This is a genomic window from Paracidovorax oryzae ATCC 19882, assembly GCF_000687165.1.
In the GTDB taxonomy this organism is placed as follows: domain Bacteria; phylum Pseudomonadota; class Gammaproteobacteria; order Burkholderiales; family Burkholderiaceae_C; genus Paracidovorax; species Paracidovorax oryzae.
The window spans coordinates 55,963-73,222 of record NZ_JMKU01000018.1; the positions used below are offsets into that span (position 1 = coordinate 55,963).

Consider the following 17,260-nt stretch of genomic DNA (forward strand, 5'->3'; position numbering starts at 1 on the left):
TCAATTGCATACATTTGCGGCCATGGCTGAATCCTTTCCCCTCACATCCAACGACGGCGCAGAGTCCGGGGTTGCGCCACCGCGGTCCACTGCCCGCCGGCGGCCCAAGCCGGGCGAGCGGCGGGAGCAGATCCTGCAAACCCTGGCGGCCATGCTGGAGCAGCCTGGCGGCGAGCGGATCACGACGGCCGCCCTGGCTGCGCGGCTGGAGGTGAGCGAGGCGGCCCTGTACCGGCACTTCGCCAGCAAGGCGCAGATGTTCGAAGGCCTCATCGATTTCATCGAGCAATCGATTTTCGCGCTCGTCGCCCAGATCGTGGATCGCGACATGCCGGAGGCATCCCGGGCGGACGGAACGCGCCGCGCTGCCCGCGTGGTGGCCATGGTCCTGCAGTTCGGCGAGCGCAACCCCGGCATGGTGCGCGTGATGGTGGGGGATGCCCTCGTCTTCGAGAACGAGCGGCTGCAGCAGCGCATGGGCCAGTTCTTCGACCGGATCGAATCGACGCTGCGCCAGTGCCTGCGGGGCGCCGCTGAAGCGGCCGGATCCGCCACCCCGACGGTCGATGCGCAGGTCCGCGCCGCGGCGCTGTGCGACCTTGTACGCGGCAGGCTGCAGCGCTATGCGCGCAGCGGGCTGCGCCGCCCGCCGACCGAGCACCTCGACGCGACACTCGCGTTGCTGCTGCACTGAGCGTCCGGCCCGCAGGCGCGGGCCTCGGTGTTTACCCTTAATTGCTGGCGGCCCTCGGGCCGGGGCTGGCTGCCGCCATCCTTTTGCTGCAAAATAGCACGATCGTTCGTTTTATTTCGTGCTGCCGTGCCGTCCACCGTCTCCCCCAAAACCCAGCGCCCTGCCGCCACGCGGGAGGGCCGCGCGTTGCAGAAAGGCCAGCAGACCAAGGCGGCCATCGTCGATGCGGCGCTGGGGCTGGCCACGCACATCGGGCTGGAGGGCTTGTCCATCGGCGCCCTCGCCGACGTGACGGGCATGAGCAAATCGGGGGTCTTCGCGCACTTTGGCTCGCGCGAGGAACTGCAGATATCCGTCGTGCGCGAGTACCACGTGCGGTTCGAGCACGAAGTGTTCTATCCCGCCATGTCGGCGCCCCGCGGGCTGCCCCGCCTGCGCGCCTTGTTCGACAACTGGATGAAGCGCACCTCCATCGAGATCGACTCGGGCTGCATTTACATCAGCGGAGCCGTCGAGTTCGACGACCGGAAGGGGCCGGTGCGCGATGCGCTCGCGAATTCGGTCCTCACCTGGCTCGCCGCCATGAAGCGGGCGATCGACCAGTGCAAGGAACTGGGCGAGGTGGATGCAGACGTGGAGTCCGAGCAGATGCTGTTCGAGATCCACGGGCTCATCCTCGCGCTGCACTACGAGGCGCGCTTCCTGCAGACGCCCGGCTCCCTGGGCCGGGCCACGGCCGGCTTCGACAACATCCTTGCCCGCTATGCCGCCAGGCCAGCGGGTTGAACGTTTTTCCGTCTTTTTCCGCCTACGCAATCCACCCATCCAACGCACCGAACAAGGAGCCCATCCATGCCGACCTATACGCCCCCCCTGCGCGACATGCAGTTCGTCCTCCACGAGGTTTTCCGGGTCACGGAGGAGTTCAAGGCGATCCCGCGCCATGCGGAGGTGGATGCCGATACTGTGAACGCCGTGCTGGAAGAGGCCGGCAAGTTCGCCGCGGGCGTGGCCTTCCCGCTCAACATGAGCGGAGACGAGGAGGGCTGCACGCTGGACAAGGCCACGCACGAAGTGACCACGCCCAAGGGCTTCAAGGATGCCTACGCGCAGTATGTGGAAGGCGGATGGGCGGCCCTGTCGTGCGATCCGGAGTATGGCGGCCAGGGCCTGCCGTTCGTGGTGAACCAGTGCCTCTATGAAATGCTCAACAGCGCCAACCAGGCCTGGACCATGTACCCGGGGCTGTCGCACGGCGCCTACGAGGCCCTGCATGCGCACGGGACCGAAGAGCAGAAGAAGCTCTACCTGCCCAAGCTCACCAGCGGCGAGTGGACCGGCACGATGTGCCTGACCGAGCCCCACTGCGGTACCGACCTGGGCCTGCTGCGCACCCGGGCCGAGCCCGTGGCCGGCGCGCCCGAGGGCACGTACAAGCTCACCGGCAACAAGATCTTCATCAGCGCGGGCGAGCATGATTTCACCGAGAACATCGTTCACCTGGTGCTGGCCCGCCTGCCGGACGCACCGAAGGGCAGCAAGGGCATCAGCCTGTTCGTGGTGCCCAAGTACAGCGTGAACGCCGACGGCTCGGTCGGCGAGCGCAACCCGATCTATTGCACGGGCCTGGAGCACAAGATGGGCATCCATGGCAATGCCACCGCCCAGATCTCCATCGATGGCGCCATCGGTACCCTGGTGGGCCAGCCGCACAAGGGCCTGCAGGCCATGTTCGTGATGATGAACGCCGCCCGCCTGGGCGTGGGCAACCAGTCGCTGGGCCTGACCGAAGTGGCATTCCAGAACGCGCTGGCCTATGCCAAGGACCGCATCCAGATGCGCAGCCTGTCGGGCACCAAGGCCAAGGACAAGGAGGCCGACCCGATCATCGTGCACCCCGATGTGCGCAAGATGCTGCTCACGGCCAAGGCCTACGCCGAAGGCGCCCGCGCGCTGCAGATCTACTGCACGCTGCTGCTGGACAAGGCGCACAGCCATCCCGACGAGAAGGTGCGCAAGGACAGCGACGAGCTCGTCGCGCTGCTCACGCCCATCGTGAAGGCCTTCATCACCGACAACGGCCACATCGCCACGAACGCGTGCATGCAGGTCTTCGGCGGCCATGGCTTCATCAAGGAATGGGGCATGGAGCAGTTCGTGCGCGACAACCGCATCAACATGATCTACGAAGGCACGAACACCGTGCAGTCGCTGGACCTGCTGGGCCGCAAGATCCTGGGCAACAACGGCGCCACGCTCAAGAAGTTCGGCAAGCTCGTGGGCAAATTGGTCGAGGAAGAGGGCGTGAACGAGAAGATGGCCGAGTTCATCAACCCCATCGCCTACCTCGGCGACCAGATGACCAAGTTCACCACCGAGATCGGCTTCAAGGGCTTCCAGAACCCCGACGAGGTGGGCGCCGCGGCCGTGGACTACCTGCGCGTGGCGGGACACCTGGTGTTCGGCTACATGTTCGCCCGCATGGCGCAGGTGGCACTGCGGGAGATCGCTGCTGGCAATACCGACCCGTTCTACCAGGCCAAGCTGCAGACGGCACGTTTCTACTTCGCCAAGCTGTTCCCCGAGACGGCGACCCTGATGCGCACCGCGCGCACCGGTGCCAAGCCGCTGATGGACACGGACGCCGCTCTGGCCTGACCCCCGTCGCCACGGCCTTCACCAGACCACAGGGATGCCGCTATGAGAACCGCTTTGTTGGCTATTGCCTTGGCCGCCGCCGCGCTGCCGTCCTGGGCCCAGATGTCTCCGGTGGGGACGTGGCGCAGTATCGATGACAAGACTGGCGAGGCGAAGGCCGAGATCCGCATCACCGAGGCGGATGGTGCGCTGTCGGGCCGCATCGAGAAGTCGCTGAAGAAAGACACCAAGCCCGACGCCACCTGCCTCGAGTGCACCGACGACCGCAAGGGGCAGCCCATCGCCGGCCTGGAGATCATCCGCGGCGGCAAGAAGGCCGAAGGCAAGGACCTGTGGGAAGGCGGCAAGATCCTCGACCCTGAGAACGGCAAGGAATACCGCGCCAGCTTCACGCCCATCGACGGCGGCGCGAAGCTGGAGGTGCGCGGCTACCTGGGTCCGTTCTGGCGCACCCAAGTCTGGCAGCGCGTGCAGTAACCCATTCGACAAGAAACCACCATGTCCCGATTCCAAGTGAAGAAAGTCGCCGTGCTCGGCGCGGGCGTGATGGGCGCGCAGATCGCCGCCCACCTCGCCAACGTGAAGGTGCCCGTGGTGCTGTTCGACCTGCCTGCCAAGGAAGGCCCGAAGAACGGCATCGTCACCAAGGCCGTCGAGGGGCTGAAGAAACTCAAGCCCTCGCCGCTGGGCGTGGCGGACGATGCCGCGCTGATCGGCCAGGCCAACTACGAAGAGCATCTCGATCAGTTGCGCGGTTGCGACCTCATCATCGAGGCGATCGCCGAGCGCATGGACTGGAAGCTCGACCTCTACAGGAAGATCGCACCTTTCGTCGCTCCCAACGCCATCGTAGCGTCGAACACGTCCGGCCTGTCGATCACCAAGCTCTCCGAGGCACTGCCCGATGCGATCAAGCCGCGCTTCTGCGGCATCCACTTCTTCAACCCGCCGCGCTATATGACGCTGGTGGAGCTGATCGACACGCCCACCACCAGGCCCGAAGTGCTGGACCAGCTCGAGGCCTTCGTCACGAGCGGCCTGGGCAAGGGCGTCGTGCGGGCGCACGACACGCCCAACTTCATCGCCAACCGCGTCGGCATCGCCGGCATGCTGGCGACGATGAAGGAGGTGGAGAACTTCGGCCTCACTTACGACGTGGTGGACGACCTCACGGGCAAGAAGCTGGGGCGCGCCTCCAGCGGCACATTCCGCACTGCCGACGTGGTGGGGCTGGACACGATGGCGCATGTCATCAAGACGCTGCAGGACAACCTGACCGAAGAAACCGATCCGTTCTACGGCAGCTTCGGCACGCCCGAGGTGCTGAACAAACTCATCGAGATGAAGCACCTGGGCCAGAAGTCCAAGGCCGGCTTCTACAAGAAGGTGGGCCGGGACATCCTGCGCTTCGACCTGGCTGAAGGCGACTACGTGCCCGGTGGCCAGAAGGCCGACGAGGTGTACGGCCGCATGCTCAAGAAGCCCGCCGCCGAGCGCCTGAAGCTGCTGCGCAATGCCGAGGGCGCGCAGGGGCGTTTCCTCTGGGCCATCCTGCGCAACAGCTTCCACTACGCTGCCGTGCATCTGGCCACCATCGCGGACAACGCGCGCGACGTGGACCAGGCCATGCGCTGGGGCTTCGGCATGAAGCAGGGCCCGTTCGAGCTGTGGCAGGAGGCCGGCTGGCTCGAGGTGGCGAAGATGATCCAGGAGGACATCGACGCGGGCAAGGCGCTCAGCAAGGCACCGCTGCCCGAGTGGGTCTTCAAGGGCCCGGTGGCCGAGGCCGGCGGCGTGCACACCGCCGAAGGCTCGTGGAGCGCATCGAAGCAGAAGTTTGTGCCGCGCCGCCAGTTGCCGGTGTATGAGCGCCAGCACTTCCCTGAGAAACTGCTGGGCGAGAGCCACCTGCCTGACTGGCGCACGGCCGGCACCACGGTGTCCGAATCCGATGCGCTGCGCACCTGGACGCTCGACAAGGACGGAGGCCCCTCCGGTAGCCGGATCCTGATCGCCAGCATCAAGAGCAAGATGCACGCGATCAGCCCCGACGTGATGGAAGGGCTGATGGAGGCCATCGACACCGCCGAGCGCGACTACGACGGCCTGGTGATCTGGTCCGGCGACGCGCCCTTCAGCGTGGGTGCCGACCTGCAGGCCACCATGCCGGCGTTCGTCGTGGCCGGCATCTCGGCGATTGAAGGCGTGGAGCAGGAGCTGCAGAACCTGATGCTGCGACTGCGCTACGCCCAGGTGCCGGTGGTGTCCGCCATCCACGGCATGGCGCTGGGCGGCGGCTGCGAACTGGCCGTCTATTCGTCGCGCCGCGTCGCCCACATGGAAAGCTACATCGGCCTCGTCGAAGTGGGCGTGGGCCTGGTGCCCGGCGCGGGCGGCCTGACCTACATCGCGCGCCGCGCGGCCGAGAACGCCGCGGCCTCCACGGGCAAGGACCTGCTGCCCTTCCTGACCGAAGGCTTCACCGCAGCCGCGATGGCCAAGGTGGGCACGAGCGCGCTCGAATCGAGGAAGCTCGGCTACCTGCTGGAGAGCGACATCGTCGTGCCGCACAAGGACGAGGTGCTGTTCGTGGCGCTGAACGAGGCGAAGGCCATGGCCGCCAGCGGCTGGCGCGCGCCGAACAAGCGGCTGTTCCCTGTGGCCGGCCGCAGCGGCATCGCCACCATCCGCGGCTCGCTGGTGAATATGCGCGATGGCGGCTTCATCAGCGACCATGACCAGCACATTGCCACGCTGATCGCTGAAATCGTCTGTGGCGGCGACGTCGACGCCGGCACGCTGGTGAGCGAGGAATACCTGATGGCGCTCGAGCGCAAGGCATTCTGCGCGCTCATCCAGCATCCGAAGACGCAGGAGCGCATCCTGGGCATGCTGAGCACCGGCAAGCCGGTGCGCAATTGACCGCCCGCATGGCCACCGCCTCTGCCGCTTCTGCGGACTCTCGTGCGCCCAACCGCCTGCAGCTGCAGCTGGAGCAGGTGGACGAGTTCCCGGCGTTCCTGCGCCCCTGGGTGCGCAACCTGGTGTTGCGCCGCGCCGTGCCGTTCACGAAAACGGCACGCGTGGAGTTCATCGAGATGTCGCCCCACCGCGTGGAAGTGCGCCTGCGCAACGAACCCCGCGTGCGCAACCACATCGGCGGCATCCATGCCTCGGCCATGAACCTGCTGGCCGAGACGGCCACCGGCATGGCCGTCGGGCTGAACGTGCGCGACGACTGCATTCCGCTCGCCAAGGACATGAAGATGGCCTTCCGGCAGCGCGCCAACGGCGCACTGCACGCGGTGGCGGTGCTCACCGACGCGCAGCGGCAGGCGATGCAGGACGCCGACAAGGGCGAGCTGCAGGTGACGGTCACGGTGACGGACGAGTCCGGCGCCGAGCCGGTGCAATGCGAATTCACGTGGGCCTGGATTCCCTCCAGCCGCCCCGCCAGGTAAACGATTGACTGACCGATCGACGGATCGATTGAAGGAGCTTTCTCCATGGCAAAACAAATGCAGGACGCCTACATCGTCGCCGCCACGCGCACGCCCATCGGCAAGTCGCACCGCGGCTACTTCCGCAACACCCGGCCCGACGACCTGCTGGCCACGACACTGAAGGCAGCGCTGGCCCAGGTGCCGGGGCTGGACCCGGCCGCCATCGAGGACATCATCTGCGGCTGCGCAATTCCCGAAGGCGCGCAGGGCCTGAACGTGGCGCGCATCGGCGCGGTGCTGGCAGGCCTGCCCACTAGCGTGGGTGGCATCACCGTCAACCGCTTCTGCGCCTCGGGCCTCTCGGCCGTGCAGATGGCGGCCGACCGCATCCGCGTGGGCGAGGCCGAGGTGATGATCGCCGCCGGTGTCGAGAGCATGAGCATGGTGCCGATGATGGGCAACACGCCATCCCTTTCGCCCAGCATCTTCGCCAAGGACGGCGACGTGGGCATCGCCTACGGCATGGGCCTGACGGCCGAGAAGGTCGCCCAGCAGTGGAAGGTGTCGCGCGAGGACCAGGACGCCTTCGCGCTGCAGTCGCACCAGCGCGCGCTGGCCGCGCAGCAGGCGGGTGAGTTCACGGATGAGATCACGCCGATCGAGGTGACGGACCGCACCGCGGACCTGGAATCGGGCGAGAGCATCGCGAAGACCCGCACGGTGACGCTGGACGAGGGCGCACGGCCCGATACCAGCCTGGAGGGCCTGGCCAAGCTCAAGACGGTGTTCGCCGCGCGCGGCTCGGTCACGGCTGGCAACAGCTCCCAGACCAGCGATGGCGCGGGTGCGCTGATCCTTGCGAGCGAATCGGCGGTGAAGCGCTTCGGCCTCACCCCGCTGGCGCGCTTCGTCAGCTTCGCCAGCAAGGGCGTGCCGCCGAGCATCATGGGCATCGGCCCGATCGAGGCGATTCCCGCCGCGTTGCGCTACGCTGGCCTGAATCACCAGGACATCGACTGGTTCGAGTTGAACGAGGCCTTCGCTGCGCAATCGCTGGCCGTGCTGCGCCAACTGGGGCTGGACCCGGCCAAGGTGAATCCCATGGGTGGCGCCATCGCGCTGGGCCACCCGCTGGGCGCCACGGGCGCCATCCGCTCGGCTACGGTCGTGCACGCGCTGCGCCGCAAGAACCTGAAGTACGGCATGGTCACGATGTGCGTGGGCATGGGGCAGGGCGCGGCAGGCATCTTCGAAAGGGTGTGAGTACATCCCCCTGAGCGGCTATCGCGACGCCGGTGGCCTGGCAGAGCCAGATCCACGGCGTCTGCTGGCGAATACTGTGGGCGTTCTGCCTTTGTTCAGTCACCGGTACGACGGCCATACGCTCGCAACCACGGCACACTCGCTTCCCATGACCGATTCCCTGCACCCACTGGACGACGCGCTGGCGCTCACGGAGGCCGGGCCCGGCCGCTACACGGCGCGCACGTCGCCTGCCTACTGGAACATGGTCGGGCCGTTCGGCGGCATCACGGCGGCCGTGTTGCTGCAGGCCGTGATGCAGCATCCGCAGCGCCTGGGCGATCCGCTGTCGCTCACCGTGAACTACGCGGGCGCCATTGCCGAGGGTGAGTTCACGGTGCAGGCCGAGCCCGTGCGCACCAACCGCTCCACGCAGCACTGGACGCTGTCGGTGCTGCAGCCTGGGGCCGACGGCGAGCCGGTGGTGACCACCACCGCCACGGTCGTCACCGCGGTGCGGCGCGAGACCTGGAGCCTGCCCGATGCCCCCATGCCCGAGGTGACGGGCCCCGAGGGCCTGGAGCGCATCCTGCGCGGCATGCCCGTGAAGTGGCTCGACCGTTACGACCTGCGGCCGGTGACCGGCGCGCTGCCGTCCCGCTGGGACGGCGGCGGCGACAGTAGCCTCAGCCAGCTGTGGATGCGCGACGAGCCTTCCCGGCCGCTCGATTTCTGTGCGCTCGCAGCCCTCTCCGATGTATTCTTCCCCCGCGTCTGGCTGCGCCGTGCACGCCAGGTGCCGGCCGGGACCGTGTCGCTCACCGTGTACTTCCACGCGGGCCGCGAACAACTGGCGGACACGGGAAGCGGCTACCTGCTCGGGCAGGCACGCGCCCAGGAGTTCCGCAACGGCTTTTTCGACCAGACGGTGCAGCTCTGGAACCAGGGCGGCACCATGCTCGCGAGCAGCCACCAGATCGTCTATTACAAAGAATGAAGCGCAGGAGCCTCCGATGAGCGAACCCCAGGACATCCTCACGCACACCGAAGCCGGTGTGACGACCATCACCTTCAACCGCGTGGAGAAGAAGAACTCCATCACGCGGGTCATGTACGCCGCGCTGGCGGATGCCTTCGATGCCGCAGCCGAGGATGCGGCCGTGCGCGTGGTGGTGCTGCAGGGCGATGTGGCCATCTTCAGTGCAGGCAACGACATCGGAGACTTCCTCAACAACCCTCCTTCCACGCAGGAGTCCCCGGTGTTCCGGTTCCTGCGGGCGATCGCCACCTTCCCCAAGCCGGTGGTGGCGGCCGTGTGCGGCCCGGCGGTGGGCATCGGCACCACCATGCTGCTGCATTGCGACCTGGTCTATGCGGGCGACAACGCGGCGTTTTCCATGCCGTTCGTGAACCTGGGCCTGTGTCCCGAGGCCGGCTCCAGCCTGCTGGTGCCGCGCATGATGGGATACCACCGTGCCGCCGAAGCGCTGTTGCTGGGCGAGCCTTTCATGGCCGAAGCCGCTCTCGAGGTGGGCCTCGTGAACCGCGTCGTGCCCCCGACGGAATGCAACATGGTGGCCCAGACGCAGGCGCGCAAGCTTGCAGCCAAGCCGCTGTCGTCCCTGATCGAGACCAAGCGCCTCATGAAGAAGGACCAGACGGCGCCCTTGCTCGAGCGGATTGCCGAGGAAGGAACCGTTTTCGGCCGCATGCTGCAGGAGCCGGCGGCCCGCGAAGCCTTCACCGCGTTCATGCAGAAGCGCCGGCCCGACTTCAGCGCCAGCTGACCGCGGCGGGCCGCCCGCTCCGGCGGAGGCTGGTGTATTCCCGGGGCAACGGTACCTGCCGGAGTCGGCTGGTCGGCGCTACATTCGGCAACATCTCCTTAGACGGATGCTGCCGGCATGACTCGTACGTTTCGTACCTCTTCCGCTGACTTCCTGGCCGTTCATCGCCGGACATGGCTTCGCTGGGGCCTTCTGGCGGGAGTCGCGGCGGTGCCGTGGGCGCCCGCATGGGCCCAGATTATTCCGGGTGGGCCCCTGGAAGGAGGGGCGCTGAGGCTGGTGGTGCCGTATCCACCCGGTGGCTCTTCCGACCGCGCGGCCCGGCTGCTGGCTGAAGCCCTCGCGCCCCGCCTCGGCGTGCCGGTGGCCGTGGACAACCGCGCTGGCGCCGGAGGCCGGCTCGCATTGCAGCAGCTGCACCGCGAGAATACCGGCCAGAACGTGGTGGTGCTCGCCAATCCGGCGACCATGCTGGTTGCTCCGCTGGTCTTCAAGGACAACGGCTACGATCCTGCCAAGGATTATGTGGCGCTCGCGCAGATCACCCGCTATGCGTTCGGCGTGGCCGTGGGAACGAGCGTTCCGGTGCGCGATTTCTCCCACCTGCATGCCTGGATGCTGGCCCACCGCGACAAGCTGTCCGCCGGTATTCCGGCCACCGGCAGCCTGCCCCATTTCTTCGCGCTCATGCTGGCCGAGCAACTCGGCCTGACGCTGCCGGTGGTGAGCTACGGAGGCTCCGGCCCGCTGCTCGACGACCTCATGGGGGGGCATGTTCCGATGGCCATCGATACGATGGACGCGCTGGAGCCGCTGCACCAGGCGGGCAAGCTGCGCATTCTGGCGATGTCCGACGACCAGCGCTCGCCGACGCTGCCCACCGTGCCCACCTTCAAGGAGGCCGGCCTCGCGTTGTCCGCCCAGGGCTGGAACGCGCTCTATGCGCCCGCATGGCTGCCGGCGCCGCGCGCACGGCGGATCGCCGACGCGGTTTCCCAGGCCATGGGGGACAAGGCCGTACAGGCGCGGTTCATCGGTGCGGACATGGTGCCCGTGGCCCTGTCCCGCGAGCAGACGTTGCAGATGCTCGCGGTCTACAGGGCACAGTGGGTGCCCGTGGTGCGCCGGTCGGGCTTCCAGCGCTGAGCCAGGCGGCGCGGGCATGCTGGCTGCAGGCCGACGTGCGGGAGCGCTCCCCGCCTACGCATCGGCGCGGTGCTGTATGACGCTGCAAGCCCTGCAAGTGCATGCAACGATCGAAGGGTTTGGTTACCGTTCTTGCGTAACGCGTGGATTTTTGGCGGGGGAGGCCTCCTAGCATCGGACGGACTTTTTCCAAGGAGATCTGATGGCCGTGCAAAACCCCTTCTTCGGCAAGCGTGAACCCGAGTCCTTCCAGCCCCGCCCACCCTCTTCGGTGCTCGGCGGTTCCGGTGGCGCGGTGAACAGTGCCGCATCCACCGCCACCACCACCCAGCCCGCGGCCCAGAAGCCCGCGGCCAGCGTGCCCTCGGAAGGTGCGGGCAGCAAGCTCACCGTCGGCCCGAACATCAAGCTCAAGGGCGTGGAGATCACCGACTGCGACACGCTCGTCGTCGAGGGAACGGTGGAGGCCACTATGGATTCCCGGGTGATCCAGATCGCGGAGCAGGGTGCCTTCCGGGGTTCGGCCGAGATCGATATTGCCGAAATCCACGGGGAGTTCGACGGCACGCTCACCGTCCGGCAGAAGCTCGTCATCTATAGCACCGGCAAGGTCAACGGCAAGATCCGCTACGGCAAGGTGGTGATCGAGGAGGGTGGCCAGCTGGCAGGCGAGATCGAAGCCGGCACGGTGGGCTCGGTGCGGTCCCAGAACCACGCCGCTGCGAATGTTTCCCGCGGCGAGGCACAGCAGCTGGCAGCCTGATCCTTCTCGCGGCGTCCCCCGGCCAGGGGCTGCCTCAGCCCGCATGGGGCACCGCCGCTGCGGGGCACGGCCCGCAGCATGGCGAGCCCCGGCAGTTCAGCGGGCCCCTGTCGGGGTATCCGCTGCGGGGATGGCATTCCCTGCCTCCTCTCCCGCAGGCCGCGGCACGGGCCGCGGCTTGCCCGACGCGTCGATGGCGACGTAGGTGAGCCGCGCTTCCGTCACCTTCACATAGCGGCCCTGCGCCGCGAAGCGTTCCGCATACACCTCCACCTCCACGGTCACCGACGTGCGGCCGATCCGCGTGATGGAGGAGAAGAACGAGAGGATGTCTCCCACCCGCACGGGTTGCTTGAAGACGAACTCGTTGACCGCCACGGTCGCCATGCGCCCCTGCACGTGGCGCGCGGGCAGCACGGAGCCCGCCAGGTCCACCTGTGCCATCACCCAGCCGCCGAAGATATCCCCGTTGGCATTGCAATCCGCGGGCATGGGGATCACTTTCAGCACCAGCTCCTTGTCGGTGGGCAGGGCGCTTTGCGGGGGCAGGGTGGAGGTCATGGGCACAATCCGGGTAAGAACAAACAACGACCGGGATTGTCCCCCATGCGCCCCCACGGCGACCCATCCACTGCCTCCCCCCCATCTGCGGCCGTGCCCGCCGCCCGCAGCGACCGCGCCACGATCGCCCGCCTGATCCCCTACCTGCTGCACTACCGCTGGCGGGTGATGGCCGCGCTCGTTTTCGTCATCGGCGCCAAGCTCGCGAACGTCGGCGTACCGCTACTGCTCAAGCGCATCGTGGACGCCATGGCTCCCGTGCCGGATTCCGCCACCGCGCTGGTGGTGGTTCCCGCGGGGCTGCTGGCGGCCTACGGGCTGCTGCGGCTGAGCACCTCGGTCTTCACCGAGCTGCGTGAACTCGTCTTTGCCAAGGCCACGCAGGGCGCCGCGCGCCGCATCGCGCTGCAGACCTTCGAGCACCTGCACGCGCTCAGCCTGCGCTTTCACCTGGAGCGGCAGACCGGGGGGATGACGCGCGACATCGAGCGCGGGGTGCGCGGCATCGAATCGCTGATCTCCTTCACGCTCTTCAATATCGGGGCCACGCTGATCGAGGTGTTCCTGGTCCTGGCGGTGCTCGGAGGAAAGTTCGACCCGGCCTTTGCCTGGATCACGCTGGCCGCCCTGGCCTGCTACATCCTGTTCACCGTGATGCTCACCGAGTGGCGCACGCGCTTTCGCCGCGAAGCGAATGCCTTCGATTCCGCGGCCCACACTAAGGCCGTGGATTCGCTGCTGAACTACGAGACCGTCAAGTACTTCAACAACGAGCCTTTCGAGGTGCGCCGCTACGACGAGAGCCTGGAGCAGCTGCGGCGCGCGCGCCTGAAGAGCCAGACGTCGCTGTCGCTGCTCAACGCGGGACAGCAGCTCATCATCGCCACGGCCCTGGTCGCCATGCTGTGGCGCGCGGCGCAGGGCGTGGCAGACGGCCGCATGACGCTGGGAGACCTGGTGATGGTGAATGCCTTCATGATCCAGCTCTACATTCCCCTCAACTTCCTGGGCGTGATCTATCGCGAGATCAAGCAGAGCCTGACCGATCTGGACAAGATGTTCACGCTCATGGACCGTGAGCAGGAAGTGCGGGACATGCCGCAGGCGCTACCGCTGTCGCTGGGTGGCTCTGCGCCGTCGGTGCGGTTCGAAGGCGTGCATTTTGCCTATGAGCCGGCGCGCACCATCCTCCATGGTGTCGACCTCGAGATCCCTCCCGGCCGTACGGTGGCGGTGGTCGGGCCCTCGGGCTCGGGCAAGTCCACGCTCGCGCGGCTGCTGTTCCGCTTCTACGACGTGCAGGCCGGGCGCATCACGATCGACGGGCAGGACATCCGGGAGGTCACCCAGGACAGCCTGCGCCGCGCCGTGGGGGCCGTGCCGCAGGACACGGTGCTGTTCAACGAGACCATCGCCTACAACATCGCCTACGGCAGGCCGGGGGCCTCGCAGGCGGAGATCGAGGCCGCGGCGCGCGCCGCACGCATCCACGATTTCATCGCGGGGCTGCCGGCGGGCTACGGCACGCAGGTGGGTGAGCGGGGGCTGAAGCTGTCCGGGGGCGAAAAGCAGCGCGTGGCCATTGCCCGCACGCTGCTCAAGAACCCGCCCATTCTCGTGTTCGACGAGGCCACCTCCGCGCTGGATACGGCCAACGAGCGGGCGATACAGTCCGAACTGCGCAGCGCCGCCCAGGGCAAGACGGTGCTGCTCGTCGCCCACCGCCTCTCGACCGTGGTGGACGCGCACGAGATCCTGGTCATGGATGCAGGCCGGATCGTCGAGCGCGGCACGCATGCGCAGTTGCTGGCGCTCGGGGGGCGTTACGCTGACATGTGGCGCCAGCAGTCGCGTGAAGAGTGACGTTTTCCGGGAAGCGCCGGGGCGCCCGGAAATGCGCTACTTCTTCGCCACCGCCTTTTCTGCCGCGTTCACGAGGTCCGCGCCGATCTGCCCCTTCCACTTCTCGAAGACCGGGCGGGTGGCCTGCACGAAGGCCTGCCGCTCCTCGGGGGTGAGCTGCGTGACGGTCACGCCGTGGCCGGCGATCTCCTTGAGCAGGGGCTTGTCTGCCTCGACCATGCCCTTGCGCGCGATGGCGATCTGTTCCTTCCCGGCGTCGATGGCGGCCTGGCGAACGATCTCGCGGTCCGCGGGCGTCCAGGAGTTCCAGATGTCCTTGTTCACCACGAAGATGAGCGGATCGTTCATGTAGCCCCACATGGTGACGTACTTCTGCGCCACGGTGTAGAGCTTGGCCGCCATGTACACCGACACGGGATTCTCCTGCCCGTCCACGGCACCGCTCGCCATGGCGGGCTGCGCGTCGGCCCAGCTCATCTGGGTGGGATTGGCGCCCAGCGCGGTGAAGGTGTCGAGAAACAGCGGGGATCCGACCACGCGGATCTTCAGTCCCTTGAGGTCGGCGGGGGTCTTGATGGGACGCTTGGAGTTGGAGATCTCGCGGTAGCCGTTCTCGCCCCAGGCGAGCGGCACCACGCCGGCCTTGTCGAGCGTCTGGAACAGGCTCTTGCCGACCTCTCCCTGCGTGACCGCGTCCACCGAGGCGTAGTCGGGGAAGAGGAAGGGCAGGGAGAAGAGGTTGAGCGCCTTGACCTGCGGCGACCAGTTGATGGTGGAGCCCACGGCCATGTCGATCACGCCCTGGCGCAGCGCGCTGAACTCGCGGGTCTGGTCGCCCTGGATGAGCGAGACGCCCGGATAGAGCTTGATGTTGATGCGGCCCTGCGTGCGCTCGCGCACCTTGTTCGCCCAGATCTCGCCACCCTTGCCCCATGGGAAGGCGGTGCCCAGTACCAGCGACATGCGGTATTCGCTCTTGTAGTTCTGCGCGGCGGCCGGTGCCGCGCTGAACGCGAGGGCGGCTGCGGCGGCCACGGCAGTGGCGAGGAAGGTGCGCAGTTGCATGGATCGTCTCCTGTGGGTCGTTGGTTTCAAAAGAGGTAAAAGTGCGCGCCTCAATAGCCCAGGCGCGCCGGCAGCCAGAGGGCCAGCTGCGGGAAGGCGATGACGGCCACCATCACGAGGAACATGGCCAGCAGCATGGGGCCCACCCAGCGGACGGTGGACTCCATGCGCACGCCCGCGATGCGGCACGACACCATGAGATTCACGGCCAGCGGTGGCGTGAACTGGCCGAGCGCCACCTTGAGGGTGAGGATCACGCCGAACCACACCGGATCCCACTGGTAGTGCTGCATGATGGGCAGCAGCAGCGGCACGAAGATCAGGAAGATCGAGATGCCGTCCAGGAACATGCCGACGGTGATCAGCAGCAGGATCAGCAGCGCGAGCACGCCGTATTCGCCCAGCCCCGAGTGCACGATGGCGTTGGCGATCGGGTCGATCACGCCGAGCGTGGAAAGCGAGAACGCGAAGATGCCCGCAAGCGACACCACCAGCAGGATCACGGCAGAGAGCTCGCCTGCCTCGCGCAGGATGGGGTACAGGTCCCGGAGCCGTATGGTGCGGTGGATGCACATGCCCACGAAGAGCCCGTAGAACACGGCCACCACGGCGGCTTCGGTAGGCGTGAACCAGCCCGCGCGCATGCCGCCCAGGATCAGCACTGGCGCGGCCAGGCCCCAGGAGGCCTCGCGCAGGCTCTTCCAGAAGGGCGGGCGGGGCATCGAGGCTTCCAGCGCGCCCATCTTGTGGCGGCGCGCCAGCCACACGGCCGGCACGATCAACGCGATGCCGGCCAGCACGCCGGGCACCATTCCGGCCGCGAACAGTGCGGGCACCGAGGCGCCCGGCACCAGCACCGAATAGATGATGAAGGCGACCGACGGCGGGATCAGGATGTCGGTGGCCGCGGCCGCGCCGACCACGCTGGCCGAGAACGAGCCGGGGTAGCCTGCGCGCGACATGGCAGCGATCATGACCCCGCCCACGGCGGCCGCGTTGGCGGGCCCGGAGCCGGAAATCCCGCCCAGGAACATCGCCACGGCGATGGCCACCAGCGGCAGCATGCCCGGGCCGCGTCCGACGATGGCCACCGCGAAATTCACGAGCCGCAGCGCCACCCCGGAGCGGTCGAAGATCGAGCCGACCAGCACGAACATGGGAATCGCGAGCAGCGGGTACTTGCCGAGCCCTGCATAGAAGTTCTGCGGCACCGCCAGCAGCCCGAACCAGGGCGTCCCGGCATTCGCGATCGCGATGGCGGCCGTGCCGGCCAGTCCGAGCGCGGCACCGATCGGCACGCCGACGGCCATCATGCCCAGGAAGACCGCGAAAAGAAGCGCCGCGATCATGGCCGGTCACCCGTTGCGCCGGCTGCCGCGCCCTGGCGGCGGAAGAGGCCGATGGCGCGCAGCGTGATCAGTGCCGACAGCAGAGGCAGCCAGATGGAGTACCACCACTGCGGCACCCCGATGCCCGGCGATGTCTCGCCGAATCGCCAGTCGTCCCATGTCACCCGGGCGCTGAGCACGGCGATGACCGCGAACAGGACGGCGACCGAGAGGGCCCCGAAACGGGCGAGGCGCCGCCGGCGCGCCGCGGAGCCACGGTCGGCGAAATACTCGATGCGGATGTGCAGGTCCCGCGCCACCGCGGCCGAGCCCGCCACCAGCGCCAGCACGATCATCAGGAAGACGGAAATCTCCTCGGTCCATGCGAAGGAGGAATTGGTGAAATAGCGTACGAGCACGTTGGCGAACGTGATGAGCGCGAGCAGGGCCATGATGGCCACGGTCAGGCAGTCTTCGAAGCGCAGGGAGCGCTCGGTGGCGGCGGGCGTGGACGCAGGAGATGCGGCGGAAGCGTCTGCTTCTGCGCCGGGGGGCAGGGAGGCGGGCATGGGAGTCGGCGGACGGACGGGGGACGGCTGCGGTCCGGTGTCCGCGGCGTGGTGGGCCCCGGGCTGGACGGTCTTTGGCGCCGGGTGGGCGCAGGGGAGCATTGTGCAACCGGATGTGTGCGAAGCCGGTGCAGGATTTCC

16 protein-coding genes are annotated in these 17,260 nt (G+C 67.5%); 12 read left to right on the top strand and 4 right to left on the bottom strand.

The features are described from left to right. The first annotated feature begins 22 nt into the window (after window positions 1–22). The 11 genes from slmA (at window position 23) to T336_RS0114920 (ending at window position 11,733) form a co-directional block, all read left to right on the top strand. Window positions 23–694 carry a nucleoid occlusion factor SlmA gene (slmA, locus tag T336_RS0114870; protein WP_019702850.1) on the top strand — a complete coding sequence of 224 codons (672 nt, stop codon included), beginning with the start codon at window positions 23–25 and terminating at the stop codon, window positions 692–694. 186 nt (window positions 695–880) lie between these two features. Further along, window positions 881–1,480 carry a TetR/AcrR family transcriptional regulator gene (locus T336_RS0114875; RefSeq protein ID WP_404821589.1) on the top strand — a complete coding sequence of 200 codons (600 nt, stop codon included), beginning with the start codon at window positions 881–883 and terminating at the stop codon, window positions 1,478–1,480. A gap of 66 nt (window positions 1,481–1,546) precedes the next feature. Continuing rightward, on the top strand, window positions 1,547–3,352 hold the full coding sequence (locus T336_RS0114880; RefSeq protein ID WP_026433155.1) for an acyl-CoA dehydrogenase C-terminal domain-containing protein: 1,806 nt from the start codon (window positions 1,547–1,549) through the stop codon (window positions 3,350–3,352). 42 nt (window positions 3,353–3,394) lie between these two features. Next, the gene (locus tag T336_RS0114885) at window positions 3,395–3,829 is read left to right on the top strand and encodes a DUF2147 domain-containing protein (RefSeq protein ID WP_019702847.1); all 435 of its coding nucleotides are present in this window, start codon (window positions 3,395–3,397) and stop codon (window positions 3,827–3,829) included. Window positions 3,830–3,850: 21 nt separating this feature from the next. Beyond that, window positions 3,851–6,274 (top strand): 3-hydroxyacyl-CoA dehydrogenase/enoyl-CoA hydratase family protein, encoded by a 2,424-nt coding sequence (locus T336_RS0114890; protein ID WP_026433156.1) that lies wholly within the window; start codon window positions 3,851–3,853, stop codon window positions 6,272–6,274. 8 nt (window positions 6,275–6,282) lie between these two features. Beyond that, window positions 6,283–6,813: a DUF4442 domain-containing protein gene (locus T336_RS0114895; protein WP_026433157.1), complete on the top strand. Its 531-nt coding sequence runs from the start codon at window positions 6,283–6,285 to the stop codon at window positions 6,811–6,813. A 45-nt stretch (window positions 6,814–6,858) separates the two neighbouring features. Next, window positions 6,859–8,058, top strand: a complete 1,200-nt coding sequence (locus tag T336_RS0114900) for an acetyl-CoA C-acyltransferase (protein ID WP_026433158.1) — start codon at window positions 6,859–6,861, stop codon at window positions 8,056–8,058. Between the two features lie 148 nt (window positions 8,059–8,206). Beyond that, window positions 8,207–9,034: an acyl-CoA thioesterase gene (locus T336_RS0114905; protein ID WP_019702843.1), complete on the top strand. Its 828-nt coding sequence runs from the start codon at window positions 8,207–8,209 to the stop codon at window positions 9,032–9,034. A gap of 16 nt (window positions 9,035–9,050) precedes the next feature. Further along, the gene (locus tag T336_RS0114910) at window positions 9,051–9,824 is read left to right on the top strand and encodes an enoyl-CoA hydratase (RefSeq protein ID WP_026433159.1); all 774 of its coding nucleotides are present in this window, start codon (window positions 9,051–9,053) and stop codon (window positions 9,822–9,824) included. 210 nt (window positions 9,825–10,034) lie between these two features. Beyond that, a complete protein-coding gene (locus T336_RS0114915) occupies window positions 10,035–10,970 on the top strand; it encodes a tripartite tricarboxylate transporter substrate-binding protein (RefSeq protein WP_084151435.1) in 936 nt (311 codons plus the stop codon). Window positions 10,971–11,172: 202 nt separating this feature from the next. After that, window positions 11,173–11,733, top strand: coding sequence for a bactofilin family protein (locus T336_RS0114920; protein ID WP_019702840.1), 561 nt, complete (start codon window positions 11,173–11,175; stop codon window positions 11,731–11,733). Window positions 11,734–11,829: 96 nt separating this feature from the next. Here T336_RS0114920 and T336_RS0114925 read toward each other — a convergent pair whose 3' ends face one another. Further along, on the bottom strand, window positions 11,830–12,294 hold the full coding sequence (locus tag T336_RS0114925) for an acyl-CoA thioesterase (RefSeq protein WP_019702839.1): 465 nt from the start codon (window positions 12,292–12,294) through the stop codon (window positions 11,830–11,832). 45 nt (window positions 12,295–12,339) lie between these two features. Here T336_RS0114925 and T336_RS0114930 point away from each other — a divergent pair, with 45 nt between their 5' ends. Continuing rightward, window positions 12,340–14,157, top strand: a complete 1,818-nt coding sequence (locus tag T336_RS0114930; RefSeq protein WP_019702838.1) for an ABCB family ABC transporter ATP-binding protein/permease — start codon at window positions 12,340–12,342, stop codon at window positions 14,155–14,157. A gap of 36 nt (window positions 14,158–14,193) precedes the next feature. Here T336_RS0114930 and T336_RS0114935 read toward each other — a convergent pair whose 3' ends face one another. The 3 genes from T336_RS0114935 to T336_RS0114945 are packed head-to-tail and all read right to left on the bottom strand — an operon-like array spanning window position 14,194 to window position 17,119. Next, a complete protein-coding gene (locus T336_RS0114935; RefSeq protein WP_026433161.1) occupies window positions 14,194–15,222 on the bottom strand; it encodes a DctP family TRAP transporter solute-binding subunit in 1,029 nt (342 codons plus the stop codon). A gap of 50 nt (window positions 15,223–15,272) precedes the next feature. Beyond that, window positions 15,273–16,571 carry a TRAP transporter large permease gene (locus T336_RS0114940; protein WP_026433162.1) on the bottom strand — a complete coding sequence of 433 codons (1,299 nt, stop codon included), beginning with the start codon at window positions 16,569–16,571 and terminating at the stop codon, window positions 15,273–15,275. Further along, window positions 16,568–17,119, bottom strand: a complete 552-nt coding sequence (locus tag T336_RS0114945; RefSeq protein ID WP_026433163.1) for a TRAP transporter small permease — start codon at window positions 17,117–17,119, stop codon at window positions 16,568–16,570. The genes T336_RS0114940 and T336_RS0114945 overlap by 4 nt, the downstream gene beginning before the upstream one ends. Window positions 17,120–17,260 lie beyond the last annotated feature (141 nt).